We start from the raw sequence: 20,402 nt of genomic DNA on the forward strand, positions 1-20,402 counted from the left end.
TCGATGACATCCAGCATTTTCATTCCCGAACTCGGCCATCTGGCCATGATCCTGGCGCTGTGTTTCGCGCTGGTGCAGGCGGTGGTGCCGTTGCTCGGTGCCTGGCGCGGCGACCGTCTGTGGATGGGCCTGGCGCAGCCAGCGGCGTGGGGGCAGTTCGCGTTTTTGCTGTTCGCCTTCGGTTGCCTGACCTATGCGTTCATGACCGACGACTTCTCCGTGGCCTACGTCGCGATGAACTCCAACAGCGCGCTGCCGTGGTACTACAAGTTCAGCGCGGTGTGGGGCGCCCACGAAGGGTCGCTGCTGCTGTGGGCGTTGATCCTCGGCGGTTGGACCTTCGCGGTGTCGGTGTTCTCCCGGCAACTGCCGCAAGTCATGCTCGCTCGTGTGCTGGCGGTGATGGGCATGATCAGCACCGGTTTTCTGCTGTTCCTGATCCTCACCTCGAACCCGTTTTCGCGGATCCTGCCGCAGATCCCGGCCGATGGTCGTGACCTCAATCCATTGCTGCAGGACATCGGTTTGATCGTGCATCCGCCGATGCTCTACATGGGTTACGTCGGTTTCTCGGTTGCGTTTGCTTTCGCCATCGCCGCATTGCTCGGCGGTCGTCTCGATGCTGCCTGGGCACGCTGGTCGCGTCCGTGGACCATCGTCGCGTGGGCCTTCCTCGGCATCGGCATCACCCTCGGTTCGTGGTGGGCCTATTACGAACTCGGCTGGGGCGGCTGGTGGTTCTGGGACCCGGTGGAAAACGCCTCGTTCATGCCATGGCTGGTGGGCACGGCGCTGATTCACTCGCTGGCGGTCACCGAGAAACGTGGCGTGTTCAAGAGCTGGACGGTGTTGCTGGCAATTGCCGCATTCTCCCTGAGCCTGCTCGGCACGTTCCTTGTGCGTTCCGGCGTGCTGACCTCGGTGCACGCGTTCGCCTCCGATCCTGAGCGTGGCGTGTTCATCCTGATTTTCCTGCTGTTCGTGGTCGGTGGTTCGCTGACGCTGTTTGCCTTGCGTGCGCCGGTGGTCAAGAGCCAGGTCGGTTTCAATCTGTGGTCGCGGGAAACCCTGCTGCTGGGCAATAACCTGGTGCTGGTGGTAGCAGCGTCGATGATCCTGCTCGGCACGCTGTATCCGCTGATCCTCGATGCGATCAGCGGCGCCAAACTGTCGGTCGGCCCGCCGTACTTCAACGCATTGTTCATTCCGTTGATGGCGCTGTTGATGCTGGTGATGGCGGCCGGAGTGATCGTGCGCTGGAAAGACACCCCGGTGAAATGGCTGGTCAGCATGCTGACGCCGGTGCTGCTGGGCAGTGTTGCGCTGGCGGTGGTGGCCGGTGTCGCCTACGGCGATTTCAACTGGGCCGTCATCGCGACGTTCCTGCTCGCGGCCTGGGTGTTGCTGGCCGGTGTGCGCGATATCTTCGACAAGACTCGTCACAAAGGCCTGATCAAAGGCCTGCCGACCCTGACCCGCAGCTACTGGGGCATGCAGATCGCGCATCTGGGCATCGCCGTCTGCGCGCTGGGTGTGGTGTTGTCGAGCCAGAACAGTGCCGAGCGCGACCTGCGCCTGGCGCCGGGCGAGTCGATGGACCTGGCCGGTTATCAGTTCGTGTTCGAAGGCGCCAAACATTTCGAAGGCCCGAACTTCACCTCCGACAAGGGCACCGTCCGGGTGATCCGCAACGGTCAGGAAGTCAGCGTGCTGCACCCGGAAAAACGCCTGTACACCGTGCAGAATTCGGTGATGACCGAGGCCGGGATCGACGCCGGTTTCACCCGCGACCTCTACGTCGCACTGGGTGAACCGCTGGGTGACGGCGCCTGGGCGGTGCGGGTGCATGTGAAGCCGTTCGTGCGCTGGATCTGGTTCGGCGGTCTGCTGACCGGTTTCGGTGGTCTGCTGGCGGCGCTGGATCGGCGTTACCGGGTCAAGGTCAAAGCCCGCGTGCGTGAAGCGCTGGGCATGGAAGGAGCCGCTGCATGAGACGTTGGTTGATGCTGGTGCCATTGGCGATTTTCCTGCTGGTGGCCGTATTCCTTTATCGCGGTCTGTACCTGGATCCGGCGGAGTTGCCGTCGGCGATGATCAACAAGCCGTTCCCGGAGTTTTCCCTGCCGGCGGTGCAGGGCGACAAGACCTTGACCCGCGCCGACATTCTCGGCAAACCGGCACTGGTCAACGTCTGGGGCACCTGGTGCATTTCCTGCCGGGTCGAGCACCCGGTGCTGAATAAGCTCGCTGAGCGCGGTGTGGTGATCTACGGCATCAACTACAAGGACACCAACGCCGATGCGTTGAAGTGGCTGGCCGAGTTCCACAATCCGTATCAACTGGACATCCGTGACGACGAAGGCTCCCTGGGCCTGAACCTGGGTGTCTATGGCGCGCCGGAAACCTTCTTCATCGACGCCAAGGGCATCATCCGCGACAAGTACGTCGGGGTGATCGACGAGCAGGTCTGGCGGGAAAAACTGGCAGCCAAGTATCAGGCGCTGGTTGACGAGGCCAAACCATGAAGCGCTTTTTAGCTGCCGTGGTGCTGGGCTTGAGCCTGGCCGGCGTGGCCCACGCCGCCATCGACACCTACGAGTTTGCCAAAGAAGGCGACCGCGAGCGTTTTCGCGAACTGACCAAGGAACTGCGCTGCCCCAAGTGCCAGAACCAGGACATCGCCGACTCCAACGCGCCGATTGCCGCTGACCTGCGCAAAGAGATTTTCCGCATGCTCGGCGAAGGCAAGGACAATCAGCAGATCATCGACTTCATGGTCGACCGCTACGGTGATTTCGTCCGCTACAAACCGGCGCTCAATGCCAAGACCGCTTTGCTCTGGTTCGGCCCGGCCGGCCTGTTGCTGGGTGGGTTCGTGGTGATTGCCGTGATCGTCCGCCGCCGTCGCGGGCAACGCGCCGAGACGCCGCAATCGCTGTCCCCTGAAGAGCGTCAGCGCCTCGACCAACTGTTGGATAAAAACCAAGAATGATTGATTTCTGGCTTGCCGCAGGGCTGTTGCTTCTGGTCGCCCTGAGTTTTCTGCTGATCCCCGTCCTGCGCGAACGTCGCGCCCAGCGTGAAGAGGATCGAACCGCTCTCAACGTCGCGCTTTATCAGGAACGCGTCGCCGAGTTGCAATCGCAGCAGGCCGAAGGCGTGCTCGACGCCGCGCAAATGGACAGCGGCCGTACCGAAGCGGCCCGGGAACTGCTGGCGGACACCGAAGGTGTGGCGCCGGCGCGGGTTTCGCGTTTGGGTAAACCACTTCCATTGCTGGCAGCGGTGCTGGTACCGGTGTTGGGCCTCGGTCTGTACCTGCACTTTGGGGCGAGCGACAAGGTCGAACTGACCCGGGAATTCGCCCAGGCGCCGCAGTCGATGGAAGAGATGACTCAGCGTCTGGAGCGCGCAGTCGCTGCGCAGCCGGATTCGGCTGAAGGCGTGTATTTCCTCGGTCGCACCTATATGGCCCAGGATCGTCCGGCGGACGCGGCGAAGATGTTCGAGCGCGCGGTCAATCTTGCCGGTCGTCAGCCGGAACTGCTCGGCCAGTGGGCGCAGGCCCAATATTTCGCCGACAACAAGAAATGGTCGGACAAGGTACAGGCCCTGACCGATGAAGCGCTGAAAGCCGATCCGAAAGAAGTCACCAGTCTTGGCCTGTTGGGTATCGCCGCGTTCGAAGGCGAGCGTTATCAGGAGGCCATCGACTACTGGAACCGTCTGCTGGCGCAACTGCCGCCACAGGACAAATCCCGCGAGGCCCTGCAAGGCGGCATCACCCGCGCTACCGAAAAACTGCAGGCCAGCGGCGGCAAGGTCGCCCAGGCACCGGCGGCAAAAGCGGCGGCGCTGTTGAAAGTGCGTGTGGATCTGGCCAGCGAGCTCAAAGCCAAGGTGCAACCGGGCGACAGCGTGTTCATTTTTGCCCGTGCGGTTTCCGGCCCTCCAGCGCCGCTGGCAGCCAAGCGCCTGACCGTCGCCGATCTGCCGGTCACCGTCGAACTGGGCGATGCCGACGCGATGATGCCGCAATTGAAACTGTCGAACTTCCCCGAAGTCCAACTGGTTGCGCGCGTCTCCCGTGCCGGTCAGCCGACCGCCGGGGAGTGGGTCGGTCGCAGCGGGCCTCTGGCCAGCAGCACCACCACGCCGCAGACACTGACCATCGACAGCCCGGACAAATAGCCGGAACCAACAGGAAAGCACCGCCATGAACGCCATCGCCCGAATCACAGTCCTCACACTGGCCCTGGGCTTGAGCGCATGTGCGGTGCAACGACCGGAGCCGACCACCAGGCTGCCGCCGATCCCGCCGTCACAACCCAGCCCGACCCCGTCGACCAGCCCGACGCCGAGCAAACCGGGCATCCCGGCCAAACCCGCCAAACCTGTCCCGCGCACCTCCGCCAGCTTCGCCCCGCCACCGGGCGGCAACAGCCACTGGGACCAGAAACTGGGCGTTTACGTGCTCGACGACCAGACCAACACCTTCTACCGTCAGCGCACCTACTACCGCTGGAACAACGGCTGGAGCCGCTCGATCAGCCCCAACGGCCCGTGGGAAGAAACCAACATCCATGGCGTACCGGCGGGACTGGGCAAGCAGTTCGGGGAGTAATGAAAAACGGCGATCTCTGGATCGCCGTTTTGCTGTCTGGGGTGATGAGCAATGCCTCACTCGTATCCTGTCATCAACGCCTGAGTTTGCTTTGCGAGAAGCGCCAATGCCAGCTCGCTGGGGCAGTGCATCAATCACATGCTGCAAAACAACCGAACGTCGTCCTGCTAATTTCTGTGCTTGAGTAAAGATAACTCTAGGGTTACTTTTGTTAAGCCGAAGCAAGGAGGCGGTTGGTGCAGAGCAGGTTATTGATCAAGGAGCTGGAGGAGGCAGGCTGGACGCTGGACCGGATAACCGGCAGCCACCACATCTTCACGCACCGTTACAACCCATACACGATCCCCGTCCCGCATCCGAAAAAGGATTTGCCGGTCGGGACGGTCAAGAGCATCAGGAGGCGTGCCGGGTTGTACAACCCGCCAGCCAGTTACAGAGGAGATCCGTAATGCAATACCCAATCTGCATCGAGTGGGGTGACGAGAACACCGCCATCGGGATTCAGATCCCCGACATTCCCGGCGCAGTAACGGCCGGGGATACGTTTGAGGATGCCTACAACGCGGCCGTCGAGATTGCCCACATCATGCTGCAGGAGATCGCGGCGGATGGTGATTTGATTCCGATGCCGACTTCGGCGGCCACCCATCGCAACAACCCGGAGTTTGCCGACATGGGCTGGGGCATGCTCGAGCTGGACATCTCGCCGTACATGGGCAAGACCGAAAAGGTCAACGTGACGTTGCCGGGCTATGTCATCCAGCGCATTGACCGCTATGTGCGTGAACACAATGTCAAAAGCCGCTCCTCTTTTCTGGCGGATGCCGCCATGGAAAAACTGGTCCGGCATTGAACCTCGAGCCCTGTCGGATCAGCGATCCGACAGGGCTTTTCAGATGCTAGGCCGTTGCCAGAACAGGCTTTTGCGAAGCACTCAAGAACCGCACCAGCGCCAGCAGCGGGAACGCGCTGCCAACGATCACGATCCACAACCAGCCGCCATGCTCGTACACCGCACTCGCCACCGACGAGCCGAAGGCGCCGCCGACGAAGATGCTGGTCATGTACAGCGCGTTGAGGCGGCCGCGGCTTTTGGCGTCGAGGGAGTAGACCGCGCGCTGGCCCAGCACCATGTTCATCTGTACGCAGAAGTCGAGCACCACACCGGTCACGGCCAGGCCGATCACGCTGTAGGCCGGGTGGATGAAGGCCGGCAGGAAGCTCAGGCTGGCGAACAGCATGGCCAGCAGCGAGGCGATGCGGGTGTGGCCGGCATCGGCCAGGCGTCCGCTGATCGGCGCGGCGATGGCACCGATGGCACCGACCAGGGCGAAGATCGCGATTTCACTCTGGGACAGGCCATGGTTGCGCGCCAGTTCCAGCGGCACGGCGGTCCAGAACAGGCTGAACGTGGCGAACATGCAGGCCTGGTAAAACGCCCGCTGACGCAGCACCGGTTGTTTGCGCAGCAGCGTCCACAACGAACCCAGCAACTGGCCGTAGGACGCGCTGTGATCCGGTTGGCGCTTGGGCACGGTCAGCGCCAGCACCACGCTGATCGCCGCCATCAAGGCTGCGGCGATCATGAACATCGCCCGCCAGCCGAGGTGGTCGGCGACCACGCTCGACACCGGACGCGCCAGCAGAATTCCCAGCAGCAAACCGCCCATGATCCCGCCGACCACCCGGCCCCGGGATTCCTCGGGCGCCAGGTGCGCCGCCAATGGAATCAGCACCTGCACCGACACCGAACTGAAACCCACCAGCAACGAAATCAGCAGGAATACATTCGGCTGATCGGTAAACGCCGCGCCGAGCAGGCTGGCGATCGCCACTACGGTGGTGATGATCATCAACCGGCGGTTTTCCAGCAGATCCGCCAGTGGCACCAGGAAGAACAGGCCCAGCGCATAGCCGATCTGGGTCAGCGACACGATGAAACTGGCCATGGTGTCGCTCAGGCCGATGTCCGGCGCGATCAGGCCGATGATCGGCTGGGCGTAGTAGATGTTGGCAACGATGGCGCCGCAGCAGAAAGCGAACAGCAGCACCATGCCTCGGGTCATTGCGTGAGTTGTGGCGGTCATAGGGTTTCTCGATCCAGCGAAAAGGAATGCGGTGAGGCTAAGGGACGGGCCGAGCCGGCAGTAGAGGCTTCTGATCGATATCAGTTATTCCGTTGCGGAACAGGTGGCGCCGAACAATCCATTGTTCATCGGCGAACCTTGCGTCCGACCGTTGAGCGTCGATGATACATTCACTTACATCTTGTTCGATAGCGTGCTTATGTTGTGACCGGGTTTCAGCATTCATCAACGGAGGATTGCGATGTTTCGTCAGTTGCTTCGCCACACCACAACGATTGCCCTGATCAGTTTGCTCGGCGCCACTGCCGCACAGGCCGCCGAAGCGCCCGGCATGCGCATGGGCGTGCGCGGCGAGATCACCGGGGTCAGTGCCGACTCGCTCAAGGTCCACGTCAACACGGGTGAAAACGTGGTGGTCCAGTTGACCCCGGACACCAAGGTCCGCGCGGTCACCCTGGCCAATATCGAAGACATCAAGCCCGGCAGCTACATCGGCTCGGCCGCCATTCCCCAGGAGGATGGCACGCTCAAGGCGCTGGAGGTTCACGTGTTCCCGCCGGAGCTGGCCGGCAGCGGCGATGGTCATCGGCCGTTCGACCTGGCCAAGGGCAGCAGCATGACCAATGGCAGCGTCGGCGATCTGGTGGTGAGCAACGGCCGGGTGCTGACCGTCAACTACAAGGGCGGCCAGCAGAAGATCCTGGTGCCGGAGGACGTGCCGATCGTCAACCTGACGCCGGGCGATCGCAGCCTGCTCAAGGTCGGGGTGAAGATCGTCACCTTCGTGACCCAGAGCGCGGACGGCACGCTGACCGCGCAATCGATCTCGGCGGGCAAGGATGGCGTCAAGCCGCCGATGTAAACGCTCACAAAAAAGGCGACCTCTGCAGGTCGCCTTTTCATGTCAGCTCACGCCTTACTGGCCGTTGTAGATCTGGTCGAAGACTCCGCCATCGTTGAAGTGGGTCTTCTGCACGGTGCGCCAGTCGCCGAAGGTCCTCTCGACCGACAGGAAGTCGACTTTCGGGAAGCGATCGGTGTACTTGGCCAGTACCGCTGGGTCACGTGGACGCAGGTAGTTGGCGGCCGCGATTTCCTGACCTTGCGGCGACCACAGGAATTTCAGGTATTCCTCGGCAGCGGCGCGGGAGCCTTTCTTCTCGACCACTTTGTCGACCACCGACACCGGCGGCTCGGCTTCGGCGGAGACGCTTGGGTAGATGACTTCGAACTGGTCGCGGCCGAACTCGCGGGCGATCATTTCGGCTTCGTTTTCGAAGGTCACCAGCACGTCGCCGATCTGGTTGGTCATGAACGTGGTGGTCGCGGCGCGGCCACCGGTATCCAGCACCGGCGCCTGTTTGAACAGCTTGCCGACGAAGTCTTTGGCCTTGTTCTCGTCACCGCCGTTTTTCAGCACGTAGCCCCAGGCCGACAGGTAGGTGTAGCGGCCGTTACCCGAGGTTTTCGGGTTCGGCACGATCACTTGCACGCCGTCCTTGAGCAGGTCCGGCCAGTCTTTCAGGGCTTTCGGGTTGCCCTTGCGCACGATAAACACCGTGGCCGAGGTGAACGGCGCGCTGTTGTTCGGCAGACGGGTGACCCAGTCCTTCGGCACCAGTTGGCCGTTGTCGGCCAGGGCGTTGATGTCGGTGGCCATGTTCATGGTAATGACGTCAGCCGGCAGACCGTCGATCACCGAACGGGCTTGCTTGCTCGAACCGCCGAAAGACATCTGCACCGTGATGTTTTCGTTGTGTTCGGCCTGCCAGTGTTTCTGGAACGCAGTGTTGTAGTCCTTGTAGAAATCGCGCATCACGTCGTAGGACACGTTGAGCAGGGTCGGTGCGGCCTGAGCCACGCTGCCGAAGGCAAGACCTGCGGCGAGAAGTGAGGCGCCAAAGAGTTTTTTCACTGCGCATTCCTTGTTCTGTGGGGGTGTTTTTGACAATGATAAGGCCATTTGCCAGCGACTATAGCGGGGCGCGCATAGTCGCTTAAAGATTAAAAAGAACTTTGCTTATTCCATTTTCTTGAATAGCGGATTACCGCATCGCGAACAGAATGCGGCGCCGCTTTCATGGCTCTTTTTCTGGCAAACCGGGCAGTCGTGTTGCAACTGTTCACCACGCATCGCATTGGCCAGTTCGGCGGTGAAGATCCCGGTGGGTACCGCGATGATCGAGTAACCAGTGATCATCACCAGCGACGAAATCACCTGGCCCAACGGAGTCTTCGGCACGATGTCGCCGAAGCCGACGGTGGTCAGGGTCACGATAGCCCAATAGATGCCCTTGGGAATGCTGGTGAAGCCGTGTTCCGGGCCTTCTATTACGTACATCAACGTGCCGAACACGGTTACGAGTGTGCAGACGCTCACCAGAAACACCACGATCTTCTGCTTGCTGCCACGCAGCGCCGACATCAGGTAGTTGGCTTGCTTGAGGTACGGACTGAGTTTGAGGACGCGGAAAATTCGCAGCATCCGGATGATCCGGATAATCAGCAAGTACTGCGCATCGCTGTAGTACAGCGCGAGGATGCCCGGCACGATCGCCAGCAGATCCACCAATCCGTAAAAACTGAAGGCATAGCGCAACGGTTTGGGCGAGCAGTACAGACGCAGAATGTACTCGCCGGCAAAGATGATGGTGAACCCCCACTCGATATACGCCAGCACATCGGCGTAATTGCGGTGAACGCTGTCGATGCTGTCGAGCATCACGATCACCAGGCTGGCGAGAATGATCAACAGCAGGATGCCGTCGAAACGTCGCCCGGCGGGGGTGTCGCTCTGGAAAATCATGACGTAAAGCTGTTCACGCCAGTGCTGGTTACTGTCCATGGATCACGCCTGAATCAAAGATCAGCGCAGCCTAGGTTGATTCTCCCCGCGAGCGCAAGGCGCGCCGCTGATCTGCGGTTGTTGCATCAGGCGAATGCCGGTGCGCAGCAGCCAGCAAGCAAGAATGAACGGTGCCGTGAGGGTTGCCAGACCCAGGGCACTGAACAGCGGCGCCAACAGCAGCGCCAGGCCGATGCCGAACAGCGGCAGCCACGGTTGCTGGCGCTGGGTGCTGAAGGCGAGGGCGGCGAGGACTGCGTTGTAACCACCCAGACCCAGCAACGCGATTTGGCTGTCATGGTGTAACAGGCTGGAACTCAAACCGATGACCGAAGCCAGCAACGCCCAGGCAAAGGCCCGGCGATCGGCGATCAGCAAACCGGCGGCGATCAAACCACCGGCCAACGGATGGTCGAGGAACATCACCTGACCGAAGCCTTTCAGGGCGGCACCGAGCAGGTTCACGGTGTTCAGTTCAAGCGCCGGTGCGGCGGACAAAGGCTCGGCGAAACACAGGAACATCCAACTCAGCAACACGAACGGGGCGGTGTAGGCGGGCAGGTATTCGGTGAGGCGTGCGCGTTTGAGCCACTGCTGCGTGATCATCGCGCTCAGCCCACCGGCCGCCAGAATCAGCGGCGGCAGCATCGGCGACCAGGGGAAATACAGGCTCAGCAACAGGCCGACCAACACGCCGTTGTAGCTGAACAGTCCGGCCTGGCGATCCGCCTTGGCGTAGTTGCGCCGTTGCGCGGTGAGCAATCCGGCGACCGCGCCGAGCAGCGCACCGGCGAACAGCACCGGCGCGGTGAATAGAATGGCCAAAAGGCACAGGAGTCCACACAGCGGATGACGCTGGAGGAAAATTTGACTGAAGCCGTTGAGCAAAGCCTCGGCCCAGTCAGGGCAGTGGGTGTTGAAATGATTGGCAGGCATGTCTGGAGAATCTGGGCAGTAGGAAAATCAAAGGGTCTTGCTTGAAGCTGTGGCGAGGGAGCTCATGCCCGGTGAATGCGGTGTCTCTTGTGGAAACCGTCATGCCGGGCGTCGGGAGCACGCTCCCTCGCCACACAGGTGTTGCTTAAATCAATGTTTCGATCCGCAGCGAATTGGTCGACCCCGGCTGCCCGAACGGCACACCCGCGGTGATCAGCAACGTATCGCCACGCTCGGCCATTCCTTGCGCCTGAGCGATTTCCAACGCGGTCGAGCACACCTCATCCACCTGACGCAGGCGATCATTGACCACCGAATGAATGCCCCACGCCACGCTGAGGCGGCGGGCGGTCTGCAGGTTCGGCGTCAGGTTGAGGATCGGCGCTTTCGGCCGCTCCCGCGCCGTACGCAGACTCGATGCACCGGACTCGCTGTAGTTGACCAGCACTGCCACCGGCAGCACGTTGCTGATCCGGCGGATCGCGCAGCTGATCGCATCGGACACGGTCGCTTCGGCTTTCGGCCGGCTGACGTCGAGTTGGGTCTGGTAGTCCGGACCGTTCTCCACCTGGCGGATGATCTTGCTCATCATCTGCACGGCTTCCAGCGGGTACTCGCCGGACGCGGTTTCCGCCGACAGCATCACCGCATCGGCGCCTTCGGCCACGGCGTTGGCCACGTCGGTGACTTCGGCGCGGGTCGGCGCCGGGGAGAAGCGCATCGACTCAAGCATCTGCGTCGCCACCACCACCGGTTTGCCGAGGTGGCGGCAGGTGGTGATGATGTTTTTCTGGATCTGCGGCACGCTCTCGGCCGGCACTTCCACGCCCAGATCACCGCGAGCCACCATGATCGCGTCGCTCAGCTCGGCGATCTCGCGCAGTTGCTCGACCGCCGACGGCTTCTCGATTTTCGCCATCAGGAACGCCTTGTCGCCGATCAGCGCGCGGGCCTCGATGATGTCTTGCGGACGCTGCACGAACGACAGCGCGACCCAGTCCACACCCAGCTCCAGACCGAAGCTCAGGTCGCGGCGATCCTTGGTGGTCAGCGGGCTCAGGTCGAGCACCGCTTGCGGCACGTTCACGCCTTTGCGATCCGACAGTTCGCCGCCATTGAGCACGGTGGTGTCGATCGCGTCGGAGTATTTGCTGACGACCCGCAGACGCAGTTTGCCGTCATCGAGCAGCAAATCCATCCCGGCTTCCAGTGCCGCAATGATCTCCGGATGCGGCAGGTTCACTCGGCGCTCATCGCCCGGCGTTGCGTCCAGATCGAGGCGGAAGGCCTGACCGCGATGCAACTGAACCTTGCCGTCAGCGAACTTGTCGACCCGCAGTTTCGGCCCTTGCAGGTCCATCAGGATCCCGAGCGGGTAGTTGAGCTGGCGCTCGACTTCGCGGATCCACTGATAGCGCTTGGCGTGGTCGGCGTGATCGCCGTGGCTGAAGTTGAGGCGGAAGATATTGACCCCGGCCTCGACCAGCTCGCGGATGTCTTCGATGCCGTCGACGGCAGGCCCGAGGGTGGCGAGGATTTTGACCTTTTTATCAGGCGTCATGATTTAGAGCTCTCGAGGATCAGGATGGCGCGGAAGTCGTTGACGTTGGTGCGGGTCGGTTCGGTGACGATCAGCGCATCGAGCGCCGCGAAGTAGCCGTAACCGTTGTTGTTATCCAGCTCGTCGCTGGCGCTCAGGCCCAGGGCGGCGGCACGGGCATAGCTGTCCGGGGTCATGATCGCGCCGGCGTTGTCTTCCGAGCCGTCGATGCCGTCGGTGTCGCCGGCCAGCGCATAGACGCCGGGCTGGCCCTTGAGGCTGTCGGTGAGGCTGAGGAGGAATTCGGCGTTGCGTCCGCCCCGGCCATTGCCGCGCACGGTCACGGTGGTTTCGCCACCGGAGAGGATCACGCACGGCGCTGCCAGGGGCTGGCCGTGATGGATGATCTGGCGCGCGATGCCGGCGTGGACTTTTGCCACTTCGCGGGATTCGCCTTCCAGGTCGCCGAGGATCAGCGTGCTGAAACCGGCCTGACGGCATTTCACCGCTGCGGCATCCAGCGATTGCTGAGGGCGGGCGATCAACTGGAAGTGACTGCGGGCCAGGCTCGGATCGCCGGGTTTGACGGTTTCCGATTCCGGGCTTTGCAGCCAGCTGCGCACCGACGCCGGAATCTCGATGCCGTAGCGCTTGATGATGGCCAGCGCTTCGGCGCTGGTGCTCGGGTCGGCCACGGTCGGGCCGGAGGCGATGACCGTGGCAAGATCGCCCGGTACATCGGAAATCGCGTAGGTGTAAACAGTCGCCGGCCAGCAGGCCTTGCCCAGGCGTCCGCCCTTGATCGCCGAGAGGTGCTTGCGCACGCAGTTCATCTCGCCGATGGTCGCGCCGGATTTGAGCAGGGCTTTGTTGATCGATTGCTTGTCGGCCAGGGTGATGCCTTCGGCCGGCAGCGCCAGCAGGGCAGAGCCGCCACCGGACAGCAGGAAAATCACGCGGTCGTCTTCGCTCAGATTGCTGACCAGTTCCAGCACGCGTTTGGCCACGGCCAGACCGGCAGCGTCCGGCACCGGGTGCGCGGCTTCGACCACTTCGATTTTTTCGCACGGGGCGCCGTGACCGTAGCGGGTCACCACCAGGCCCGAGACTTCACCTTCCCAGCAGCGCTCGACCACTTGCGCCATGGCAGCGGCAGCCTTGCCGGCGCCGATGACGATCACGCGACCGGTGCGATCGGCCGGCAGATGCGCTTCGAGGACCTGGTTCGGATGGGCCGCGTCGATGGCTGTGGCAAACAGCTCGCGCAGCAGTTGTTGCGGATCGACCGACATGGCGGGCTCCCGGAATTCTTGTTATTCGAAAGGGCAACTCAGATCCATTGTGGGAGCGGGCTTGCTCGCGAATGCGGTGGGTCAGTCAATCTCCATGTCGACTGACACGCCCTCTTCGCGAGCAAGCCCGCCCCTACATGGAAAGTGGGGCAGGGCTTACTTCTGGTCGCGAATCGAGAAGTTGGCCATGTGTTCCAGGCCCTTGATCAGCGCCGAGTGGTCCCAGTTGCTGCCACCAATGGCCGCGCAGGTGCTGAACACTTGCTGGGCGTTGGCGGTGTTCGGCAGGTTGATGTTCAGCTCCTTGGCGCCTTGCAGGGCCAGGTTCAGGTCCTTCTGGTGCAGGCTGATGCGGAAGCCCGGATCGAAAGTGCCCTTGATCATGCGCTCGCCGTGCACTTCGAGGATCTTCGAGGAGGCGAAACCGCCCATCAGCGCTTCACGCACCTTGGCCGGATCGGCACCGTTTTTCGAAGCGAACAGCAGGGCTTCGGCCACGGCCTGAATGTTCAGGGCAACGATGATCTGGTTCGCCACCTTGGCGGTCTGACCGTCGCCATTGCCGCCGACCAGGGTGATGTTCTTGCCCATGGCCTGGAACAGCGGCAGTGCGCGTTCGAAGGCATCGGCGTCGCCACCGACCATGATGCTCAGGGTTGCAGCCTTGGCGCCGACTTCACCACCGGACACCGGAGCGTCGAGGTATTGCGCGCCTTTCTCGTTGATCTTTGCCGCGAAAGCCTTGGTGGCGGTCGGCGAGATCGAACTCATGTCGATCACTACTTTGCCTTTGCCGATGCCGGCAGCGACGCCGTCCGCGCGGAACAGCACGTCTTCGACCTGGGGGGTATCCGGCACCATAACGATGATGAATTCAGCTTCCTGAGCCACTTCGCGTGGGTTGGCCAGAGCGACGGCGCCAGCGGCGACCAGGTCGGCAGGGGCAGCATCGTGGTGCGCCGACAGGAACAGGCTGTGACCGGCTTTCTGCAGGTTCGCCGCCATTGGGTGGCCCATGATGCCGGTGCCGATGAATCCGATTTTAGCCATGAGAAATTCCTCTTGTTTTTGTCTTGCTCAAGCAAATAGGGGGTGTCGATTCGGGTGGGAGCGGGCTTGCTCGCGAATGCGGTTCAACATTCAACATCTTCGGTGACTGACACACCGTCTTCGCGAGCAAGCCCGCTCCCACAGGGTTTTGCGTTGTTCTTAAATCGCGTTGTGGGTCTTCAGCCAGCCGAGGCCCGCTTCCGTGGTGGTCAGCGGTTTGTACTCGCAGCCGACCCAGCCCTGATAACCGATGCGATCGAGGTGTTCGAACAGGAAGCGGTAGTTGATCTCGCCGGTGCCCGGCTCGTTGCGGCCCGGGTTGTCGGCCAGCTGCACATGGTTGATCTCGGCCAGGTGCGATTGCAGGGTGCGGGCCAGATCGCCTTCCATGATTTGCATGTGATAGATGTCGTATTGCAGGAACAGATTGGCACTGCCGACCTGCTCGCGAATCGACAGGGCCTGCGCCGTGTTGTTCAGGTAGAAGCCCGGGATATCGCGGGTGTTGATCGCTTCCATCACCAGTTTGATGCCGACGGCTTGCAGCTTGTCGGCGGCGTACTTGAGGTTGGCGACGAAGGTCTTTTCAACGGTGGCATCGTCCACGCCCTGCGGACGGATACCGGCCAGGCAGTTGACCTGGGTGTTGCCCAGAACCTGGGCGTAAGCGATGGCCAGGTCGACCCCGGCGCGGAACTCTTCGACCCGGTCCGGCAGGCACGCGATACCGCGCTCGCCCTTGGCCCAGTCACCGGCCGGCAGGTTGAACAGCACTTGGGTCAGACCGTTGGCGTCGAGTTTGGCCTTGATTTCGGCAGAGCTGAAATCGTACGGGAACAGGTACTCGACACCGCTGAAGCCAGCCTTGGCGGCGGCGTCGAAACGGGCAAGGAAATCCTGTTCGGTGAACAGCATGGACAGGTTGGCTGCGAAACGCGGCATGGTGGTCTCCCGTATATCTTGTGAGGTTCCCCTTGTGGGAGCGGGCTTGCTCGCGAAAGCGGTAGATCAGCCAACATCGGTGTTGGATGTGAAATTGCTTTCGCGAGCAAGCCCGCTCCCACAGGGAGAGCGGTCAGCAGTTAATCGAGCAGCGAAATCGCCGTTGGCGCATCGTTGCCGACCAGCGCCAGGTCTTCGAATTCGTTGACGGCGTTGATCTCGGTCCCCATGGAGATGTTGGTCACACGCTCCAGAATGATCTCGACGATCACCGGCACCTTGAACTCTTCGATCAGCTCTTCGGCCTTGCGCAGGGCAGGGGCGATGTCAGCCGGTTCGAACACACGCAGTGCCTTGCAGCCCAGGCCTTCGGCGACTGCGACGTGGTCGACACCATAACCGTTGAGTTCCGGCGCGTTCAGGTTATCGAAGGACAGCTGCACGCAGTAGTCCATATCGAACCCGCGCTGGGCCTGACGGATCAGTCCCAGGTACGAGTTGTTCACCACGACGTGGATGTACGGCAGTTTGAACTGAGCGCCGACCGCCAGTTCTTCGATCATGAACTGGAAGTCATAGTCCCCCGACAGGGCCACGACTTTACGGTTCGGATCGGCCTTCACCACGCCCAGCGCTGCCGGAATGGTCCAGCCCAACGGGCCGGCCTGACCGCAGTTGATCCAGTGACGCGGCTTGTAGACGTGCAGGAACTGCGCGCCGGCAATCTGCGACAGACCAATGGTGCTGACGTAGCAGGTGTCCTTGCCGAACACCTGGTTCATTTCTTCGTAGACGCGCTGCGGCTTGACCGGCACGTTGTCGAAGTGGGTCTTGCGGTGCAGGCTGGCCTTGCGCTGCTGGCAGTCCTGCAGCCAGGCGCTGCGGTTTTTCAGTTTGCCGGCGGCTTGCCATTCACGGGCGACTTCGATGAACACGGTCAGCGCGGCGGCAGCGTCGGAAACGATGCCCAGGTCCGGGGTGAACACGCGGCCGATCTGGGTCGGCTCGATGTCGACGTGAATGAACTTGCGGCCTTCGGTGTAGACGTCGACCGAGCCGGTGTGACGGTTCGCCCAGCGGTTGCCGACGCCCAGCACCACGTCGGACTTGAGCAGGGTGGCGTTGCCGTAACGGTGCGAAGTCTGCAGACCGACCATGCCGACCATAAGCGGGTGATCGTCCGGAATGGTGCCCCAGCCCATCAGGGTCGGGATCACTGGAATGCCGGTCAGCTCGGCGAACTCGACCAGCAGTTCGCTGGCGTCGGCGTTGATGATGCCGCCGCCGGCCACCAGCAATGGACGCTCGGCCTGATCCAGCATTGCCAGGGCTTTTTCGACTTGCACGCGGGTCGCGCTCGGCTTGGCCAGCGGCAGTGGCTGGTAGGCGTCGATGTCGAATTCGATTTCAGCCATCTGCACATCGAACGGCAGGTCGATCAGCACCGGGCCCGGACGGCCGGAACGCATTTCGTAGAAGGCTTTCTGGAACGCATAAGGCACCTGGCCCGGCTCCAGAACGGTGGTCGCCCACTTGGTCACCGGCTTGACGATGCTGGTGATGTCGACGGCCTGGAAGTCTTCCTTGTGCATACGGGCGCGGGGTGCCTGGCCGGTAATGCAGAGGATCGGGATCGAGTCCGCGGAGGCGCTGTACAGACCGGTGACCATGTCAGTACCGGCCGGGCCGGAAGTACCGATGCACACGCCGATGTTGCCGGCCTTGGTGCGGGTGTAGCCCTCGGCCATGTGCGAGGCGCCTTCAACGTGGCGAGCGAGGACGTGATCGATGCCACCGACTTTCTGCAGGGCGGAGTACAGCGGGTTGATTGCAGCGCCCGGAATGCCAAAAGCGGTATCAACCCCTTCACGGCGCATCACCAGAACGGCGGCTTCGATTGCTCTCATTTTGCTCATGGTTTTGTGCCTCTTTACGTTTTGTAATTGTATACAAGTGGCTTTTCGCAGAGTGTATTCACGGCGGACGGCGCAGGTCAATCCATTTTCTCAAGCGCCTGTTTCATTCGTCGGAAGCCTGTTCTGCTGTGTCTTTTCGTCGCATGGAGCGCTTTTCTGGAATTATTGTATACAAAAAAATAATTCATTGTGTTCTATTTGTTGCATCGGGCTGCGGCACTTGCGCGCAGTCCAACGACTTTCCCAATAACAAAATGAGGACGGCACCATGAGCGCTTTAACCTTGAAAGTCGCAGTCAAGCTGGTCAACGAAGCCATCAATGCAGGGCGGGCCATTTCCGCCGCGCCGCTGACCATCGCGGTACTGGATACCGGCGGCCATCTGGTCACCTTGCAGCGCGAAGACGGCGCCAGCCTGCTGCGCCCGAACATCGCCATCGGCAAAGCCTGGGGCGCCATCGCCCTGGGCAAGGGCTCACGCCTGCTGGCGCTGGACGCGCAACAACGCCCGGCGTTCATCGCCGCACTCAACAGCATGGGGCAGGGCAGCGTCGTGCCGGCACCGGGCGGTGTGTTGATACGTGATCAGGCGGGGAACGTGCTGGGTGCAATCGGCATCAGCGGCGATCTCTCGGACATCGATGAGCAGGTGGCAATCAAAGCCGTAGAGGCCCTGGACCTGCGGGCGGATGCGGGGGTGGCTGCGTGATTTGCGGCGTTTGAACTGACGCCATCGCGAGCAGGCTCACGGTGACCTCATTTGTACTGAAGGAACTCGGTCGAATGTGGGAGCGGGCTTGCTCGCGAAGGCGATTTTCCAGACACATCCAGCTAAAAATCCTGCCTTCAATGTTCGATGTTCCGGGCTAGCCTTTTCATGAAGTCAATCATGAGAAAAGGCAAAGGAATGCCGGAACTGTCTGCATCACACCGACTGAGAGTCGGACGCTTTTCCGAACAAAACCACATCTATCTCCTGACAGCCAATACTCATAAGCGCGAGCCTGTCTTCAAGGATTACGCCTTGGGAAGACTAGTTGTTCATCAGTTCAGGCATGCACAAGAAAAGGGGGTTGTCGACTCATTGGCCTGGGTCGTCATGCCGGATCACTTCCACTGGCTGGTGCAATTGCAGAAAGGTTCGCTGGGGCAGTTGATGTGCCAGGTCAAATCCTTGAGTGCTAGATCAGTCAATTCAGCGACTGGCAGGAGGGGTAGCCTGTGGCAGCCAGGCTTCCATGATCATTCGCTTCGGCAGGAAGAAAGTCTGGTTAGAGTGGCGCGGTATGTCGTGGCCAACCCGTTGCGGGCTGGACTGGTGGAAAAGCTTGGTGACTATCCGCTGTGGGATGCGATCTGGGTCTGACCGTGAGACCGAGTTGCTACATTCGCGAGCAAGCCCGCTCCCACATTTGATTTGTGGTGCTCATAGATCAAATGTGGGAACAGGCTTGCCAGCGAAGCAGTCAGTGCGGACTTCAGTCCGGCTCGCAGCCCTTGAGCACCAACCGGATGATGGTTTGTGCTGCGGCTTCATAGTCGGCTTCGTCGAGCTTGTCCTTGCCGGTGACGGCGGAGATCTGCCAGTCGAAGTCGGCGTAGGTCTGGGTCGCGGCCCAGATGCTGAACATCAGGTGGTTGGGGTCGATCGGGGCGATCTGGCCGCGGTCGATCCAGGTCTGGATGCAGTCGATGTTGTGCTTGGCCTGGCCGTTGAGCTGCTCGACCAGGTCGGCGCTCAGGTGCGGGGCGCCGTGCATGATTTCGCTGGCGAACACCTTGGAGGCGAAAGGCAGGTCGCGGGAGATGCGGATCTTCGAGCGGATGTAGCCGCTCAGCACTTCGCTCGGTACGCCGTCCGGATTGAACGGGGTCGAGGCCTGCAGGATCGGCACGATGATACTTTCCAGCACCTCGCGGTAGAGGTTTTCCTTGGACTTGAAGTAGTAATAGACGTTGGGCTTGGGCAGTCCTGCCTTGGCGGCGATGTCGCTGGTTTTGGTCGCAGCGAAGCCCTTGTCGGCAAACTCTTCACTGGCTGCACGCAGGATCAGTTCTTTGTTGCGCTCGCGGATTGTGCTCATAAACCCGGTGGTTCCTTGCCTGTTCTGGCGGTTGCGCATGGTAGCACCGGCCTCGCGCGGCGCTCAACAATGCCCCGTGTGGCCCGCAGTCGCGGTATGCTGCGCGGCATTATTCACATAAGGAAACATGATTCATGGCAGGAAGCAGTTTGCTGGTGCTGATCGACGACATCGCTACCGTTCTGGACGATGTTGCGTTGATGACCAAAATGGCTGCCAAGAAGACCGCCGGCGTGCTCGGCGACGACTTGGCGCTCAATGCCCAGCAGGTCTCCGGCGTACGCGCGGAGCGGGAAATCCCGGTGGTCTGGGCGGTGGCCAAGGGCTCGTTCGTCAACAAACTGATCCTGGTGCCCTCGGCGCTGGCGATCAGTGCGTTCGTGCCGTGGCTGGTGACGCCGCTGCTGATGGTCGGCGGCGCCTACCTGTGTTTCGAGGGTTTCGAAAAGCTCGCGCACAAGTTCCTGCACAGCAAGGCCGAAGACGAGGCCGAGCATGCGCAACTGGTTGACGCCGTGGCCGATCCGGCCACCGATCTGGTGGCCTACGAGAAGGACAAGATCAAGGGCGCGATCCGCACCGACTTCATCCTCTCGGCGGAAATCATCGCCATCACCCTCGGCACCGTGGCCGATGCTTCGCTGACCCAGCAAGTGATCGTGATGTCGGGCATCGCCATTGTCATGACCGTGGGCGTTTACGGATTGGTGGCCGGTATCGTCAAACTCGATGACCTCGGTCTGTGGCTGACTCAGAAGCCCGGGCAGATGGCCAAAAGTATCGGCAACGGCATCCTGCGCGCTGCGCCGTACATGATGAAAAGCCTGTCGGTAATCGGCACGGCGGCGATGTTCCTGGTCGGTGGCGGCATCCTGACCCACGGCGTGCCGGTGGTGCATCACTGGATCGAAAGCGTCGGCGCAGCGGCCGGTGGCGCCGGGTTTGTGGTGCCGATGCTGTTGAACGGCGTGGCGGGGATCATCGCGGGTGCGGTGGTACTGGCGGGCGTGTCCGTGATCGGCAAAGTCTGGAAATCGCTGAAGGGTTGAATCTGAGGCAAACAAAAAGGCCATTCGACTCGCATCG

Annotated in this window: 21 protein-coding genes; 11 read left to right on the forward strand and 10 right to left on the reverse strand. The window is 61.6% G+C overall.

From position 1 onward, the window contains the following. Positions 1-3: 3 nt before the first annotated feature. The 7 genes from K3819_RS08140 (at position 4) to K3819_RS08170 (ending at position 5,477) form a co-directional block, all read left to right on the forward strand. Positions 4-1,992, forward strand: coding sequence for a heme lyase CcmF/NrfE family subunit (locus K3819_RS08140; protein WP_221398986.1), 1,989 nt, complete (start codon positions 4-6; stop codon positions 1,990-1,992). Further along, entirely contained in the window at positions 1,989-2,525 is a 537-nt protein-coding gene (locus K3819_RS08145; protein ID WP_085611514.1) for a DsbE family thiol:disulfide interchange protein, read from the forward strand. The genes K3819_RS08140 and K3819_RS08145 overlap by 4 nt, the downstream gene beginning before the upstream one ends. Then, a complete protein-coding gene (locus tag K3819_RS08150; RefSeq protein ID WP_064378637.1) occupies positions 2,522-2,992 on the forward strand; it encodes a cytochrome c-type biogenesis protein in 471 nt (156 codons plus the stop codon). The genes K3819_RS08145 and K3819_RS08150 overlap by 4 nt, the downstream gene beginning before the upstream one ends. Beyond that, a complete protein-coding gene (gene ccmI, locus K3819_RS08155) occupies positions 2,989-4,191 on the forward strand; it encodes a c-type cytochrome biogenesis protein CcmI (protein WP_221398987.1) in 1,203 nt (400 codons plus the stop codon). The genes K3819_RS08150 and ccmI overlap by 4 nt, the downstream gene beginning before the upstream one ends. A gap of 25 nt (positions 4,192-4,216) precedes the next feature. After that, positions 4,217-4,624, forward strand: coding sequence for a hypothetical protein (locus tag K3819_RS08160; RefSeq protein WP_085611512.1), 408 nt, complete (start codon positions 4,217-4,219; stop codon positions 4,622-4,624). Between the two features lie 236 nt (positions 4,625-4,860). Continuing rightward, the gene (locus tag K3819_RS08165; protein ID WP_085611511.1) at positions 4,861-5,073 is read left to right on the forward strand and encodes a type II toxin-antitoxin system HicA family toxin; all 213 of its coding nucleotides are present in this window, start codon (positions 4,861-4,863) and stop codon (positions 5,071-5,073) included. Beyond that, entirely contained in the window at positions 5,073-5,477 is a 405-nt protein-coding gene (locus K3819_RS08170) for a type II toxin-antitoxin system HicB family antitoxin (RefSeq protein ID WP_221398988.1), read from the forward strand. Before K3819_RS08165 ends, K3819_RS08170 begins: the two co-directional genes overlap by 1 nt. A 46-nt stretch (positions 5,478-5,523) precedes the next feature. On the opposite strand, the gene K3819_RS08175 is transcribed toward K3819_RS08170, so the two are convergent. Next, positions 5,524-6,711 (reverse strand): MFS transporter, encoded by a 1,188-nt coding sequence (locus K3819_RS08175; protein ID WP_085611510.1) that lies wholly within the window; start codon positions 6,709-6,711, stop codon positions 5,524-5,526. 241 nt (positions 6,712-6,952) lie between these two features. On the opposite strand from K3819_RS08175, the gene K3819_RS08180 reads away from it, so the two are divergent. Further along, the gene (locus K3819_RS08180) at positions 6,953-7,573 is read left to right on the forward strand and encodes a DUF5666 domain-containing protein (RefSeq protein WP_221398989.1); all 621 of its coding nucleotides are present in this window, start codon (positions 6,953-6,955) and stop codon (positions 7,571-7,573) included. 54 nt (positions 7,574-7,627) lie between these two features. Here K3819_RS08180 and K3819_RS08185 read toward each other — a convergent pair whose 3' ends face one another. The 8 genes from K3819_RS08185 to gcl all read right to left on the reverse strand — a co-directional run bounded on the left by K3819_RS08185 (position 7,628) and on the right by gcl (position 17,232). After that, positions 7,628-8,626 carry a sulfate ABC transporter substrate-binding protein gene (locus K3819_RS08185; RefSeq protein WP_221398990.1) on the reverse strand — a complete coding sequence of 333 codons (999 nt, stop codon included), beginning with the start codon at positions 8,624-8,626 and terminating at the stop codon, positions 7,628-7,630. Positions 8,627-8,731: 105 nt separating this feature from the next. After that, entirely contained in the window at positions 8,732-9,556 is an 825-nt protein-coding gene (locus tag K3819_RS08190; RefSeq protein ID WP_039769763.1) for an ion transporter, read from the reverse strand. Between the two features lie 21 nt (positions 9,557-9,577). Beyond that, positions 9,578-10,492: an urea transporter gene (locus K3819_RS08195; RefSeq protein ID WP_085611507.1), complete on the reverse strand. Its 915-nt coding sequence runs from the start codon at positions 10,490-10,492 to the stop codon at positions 9,578-9,580. 145 nt (positions 10,493-10,637) lie between these two features. After that, positions 10,638-12,053, reverse strand: coding sequence for a pyruvate kinase (gene pyk / locus K3819_RS08200; RefSeq protein WP_221398991.1), 1,416 nt, complete (start codon positions 12,051-12,053; stop codon positions 10,638-10,640). Further along, the gene (locus K3819_RS08205; RefSeq protein WP_085611505.1) at positions 12,050-13,324 is read right to left on the reverse strand and encodes a glycerate kinase; all 1,275 of its coding nucleotides are present in this window, start codon (positions 13,322-13,324) and stop codon (positions 12,050-12,052) included. Before K3819_RS08205 ends, pyk begins: the two co-directional genes overlap by 4 nt. A gap of 156 nt (positions 13,325-13,480) precedes the next feature. Continuing rightward, positions 13,481-14,374, reverse strand: a complete 894-nt coding sequence (locus tag K3819_RS08210; protein ID WP_221398992.1) for a 2-hydroxy-3-oxopropionate reductase — start codon at positions 14,372-14,374, stop codon at positions 13,481-13,483. A 159-nt stretch (positions 14,375-14,533) separates the two neighbouring features. Beyond that, positions 14,534-15,316 (reverse strand): hydroxypyruvate isomerase, encoded by a 783-nt coding sequence (gene hyi, locus K3819_RS08215; protein ID WP_007959286.1) that lies wholly within the window; start codon positions 15,314-15,316, stop codon positions 14,534-14,536. 140 nt (positions 15,317-15,456) lie between these two features. Then, positions 15,457-17,232, reverse strand: a complete 1,776-nt coding sequence (gene gcl, locus K3819_RS08220) for a glyoxylate carboligase (protein WP_064594456.1) — start codon at positions 17,230-17,232, stop codon at positions 15,457-15,459. Positions 17,233-17,500: 268 nt separating this feature from the next. On the opposite strand from gcl, the gene K3819_RS08225 reads away from it, so the two are divergent. Then, the gene (locus K3819_RS08225; RefSeq protein ID WP_011333104.1) at positions 17,501-17,941 is read left to right on the forward strand and encodes a heme-binding protein; all 441 of its coding nucleotides are present in this window, start codon (positions 17,501-17,503) and stop codon (positions 17,939-17,941) included. A 198-nt stretch (positions 17,942-18,139) separates the two neighbouring features. Next, positions 18,140-18,598 carry an REP-associated tyrosine transposase gene (locus tag K3819_RS08230; RefSeq protein ID WP_221399666.1) on the forward strand — a complete coding sequence of 153 codons (459 nt, stop codon included), beginning with the start codon at positions 18,140-18,142 and terminating at the stop codon, positions 18,596-18,598. Between the two features lie 112 nt (positions 18,599-18,710). On the opposite strand, the gene K3819_RS08235 is transcribed toward K3819_RS08230, so the two are convergent. Then, positions 18,711-19,316: a TetR/AcrR family transcriptional regulator gene (locus K3819_RS08235; protein WP_007959290.1), complete on the reverse strand. Its 606-nt coding sequence runs from the start codon at positions 19,314-19,316 to the stop codon at positions 18,711-18,713. A gap of 134 nt (positions 19,317-19,450) precedes the next feature. Here K3819_RS08235 and K3819_RS08240 point away from each other — a divergent pair, with 134 nt between their 5' ends. Next, positions 19,451-20,365: a DUF808 domain-containing protein gene (locus K3819_RS08240; protein ID WP_085611503.1), complete on the forward strand. Its 915-nt coding sequence runs from the start codon at positions 19,451-19,453 to the stop codon at positions 20,363-20,365. Positions 20,366-20,402: the final 37 nt, after the last annotated feature.

This window comes from Pseudomonas sp. 3-2 (assembly GCF_019710535.1).
GTDB classification, from domain to species: domain Bacteria; phylum Pseudomonadota; class Gammaproteobacteria; order Pseudomonadales; family Pseudomonadaceae; genus Aquipseudomonas; species Aquipseudomonas pharyngis.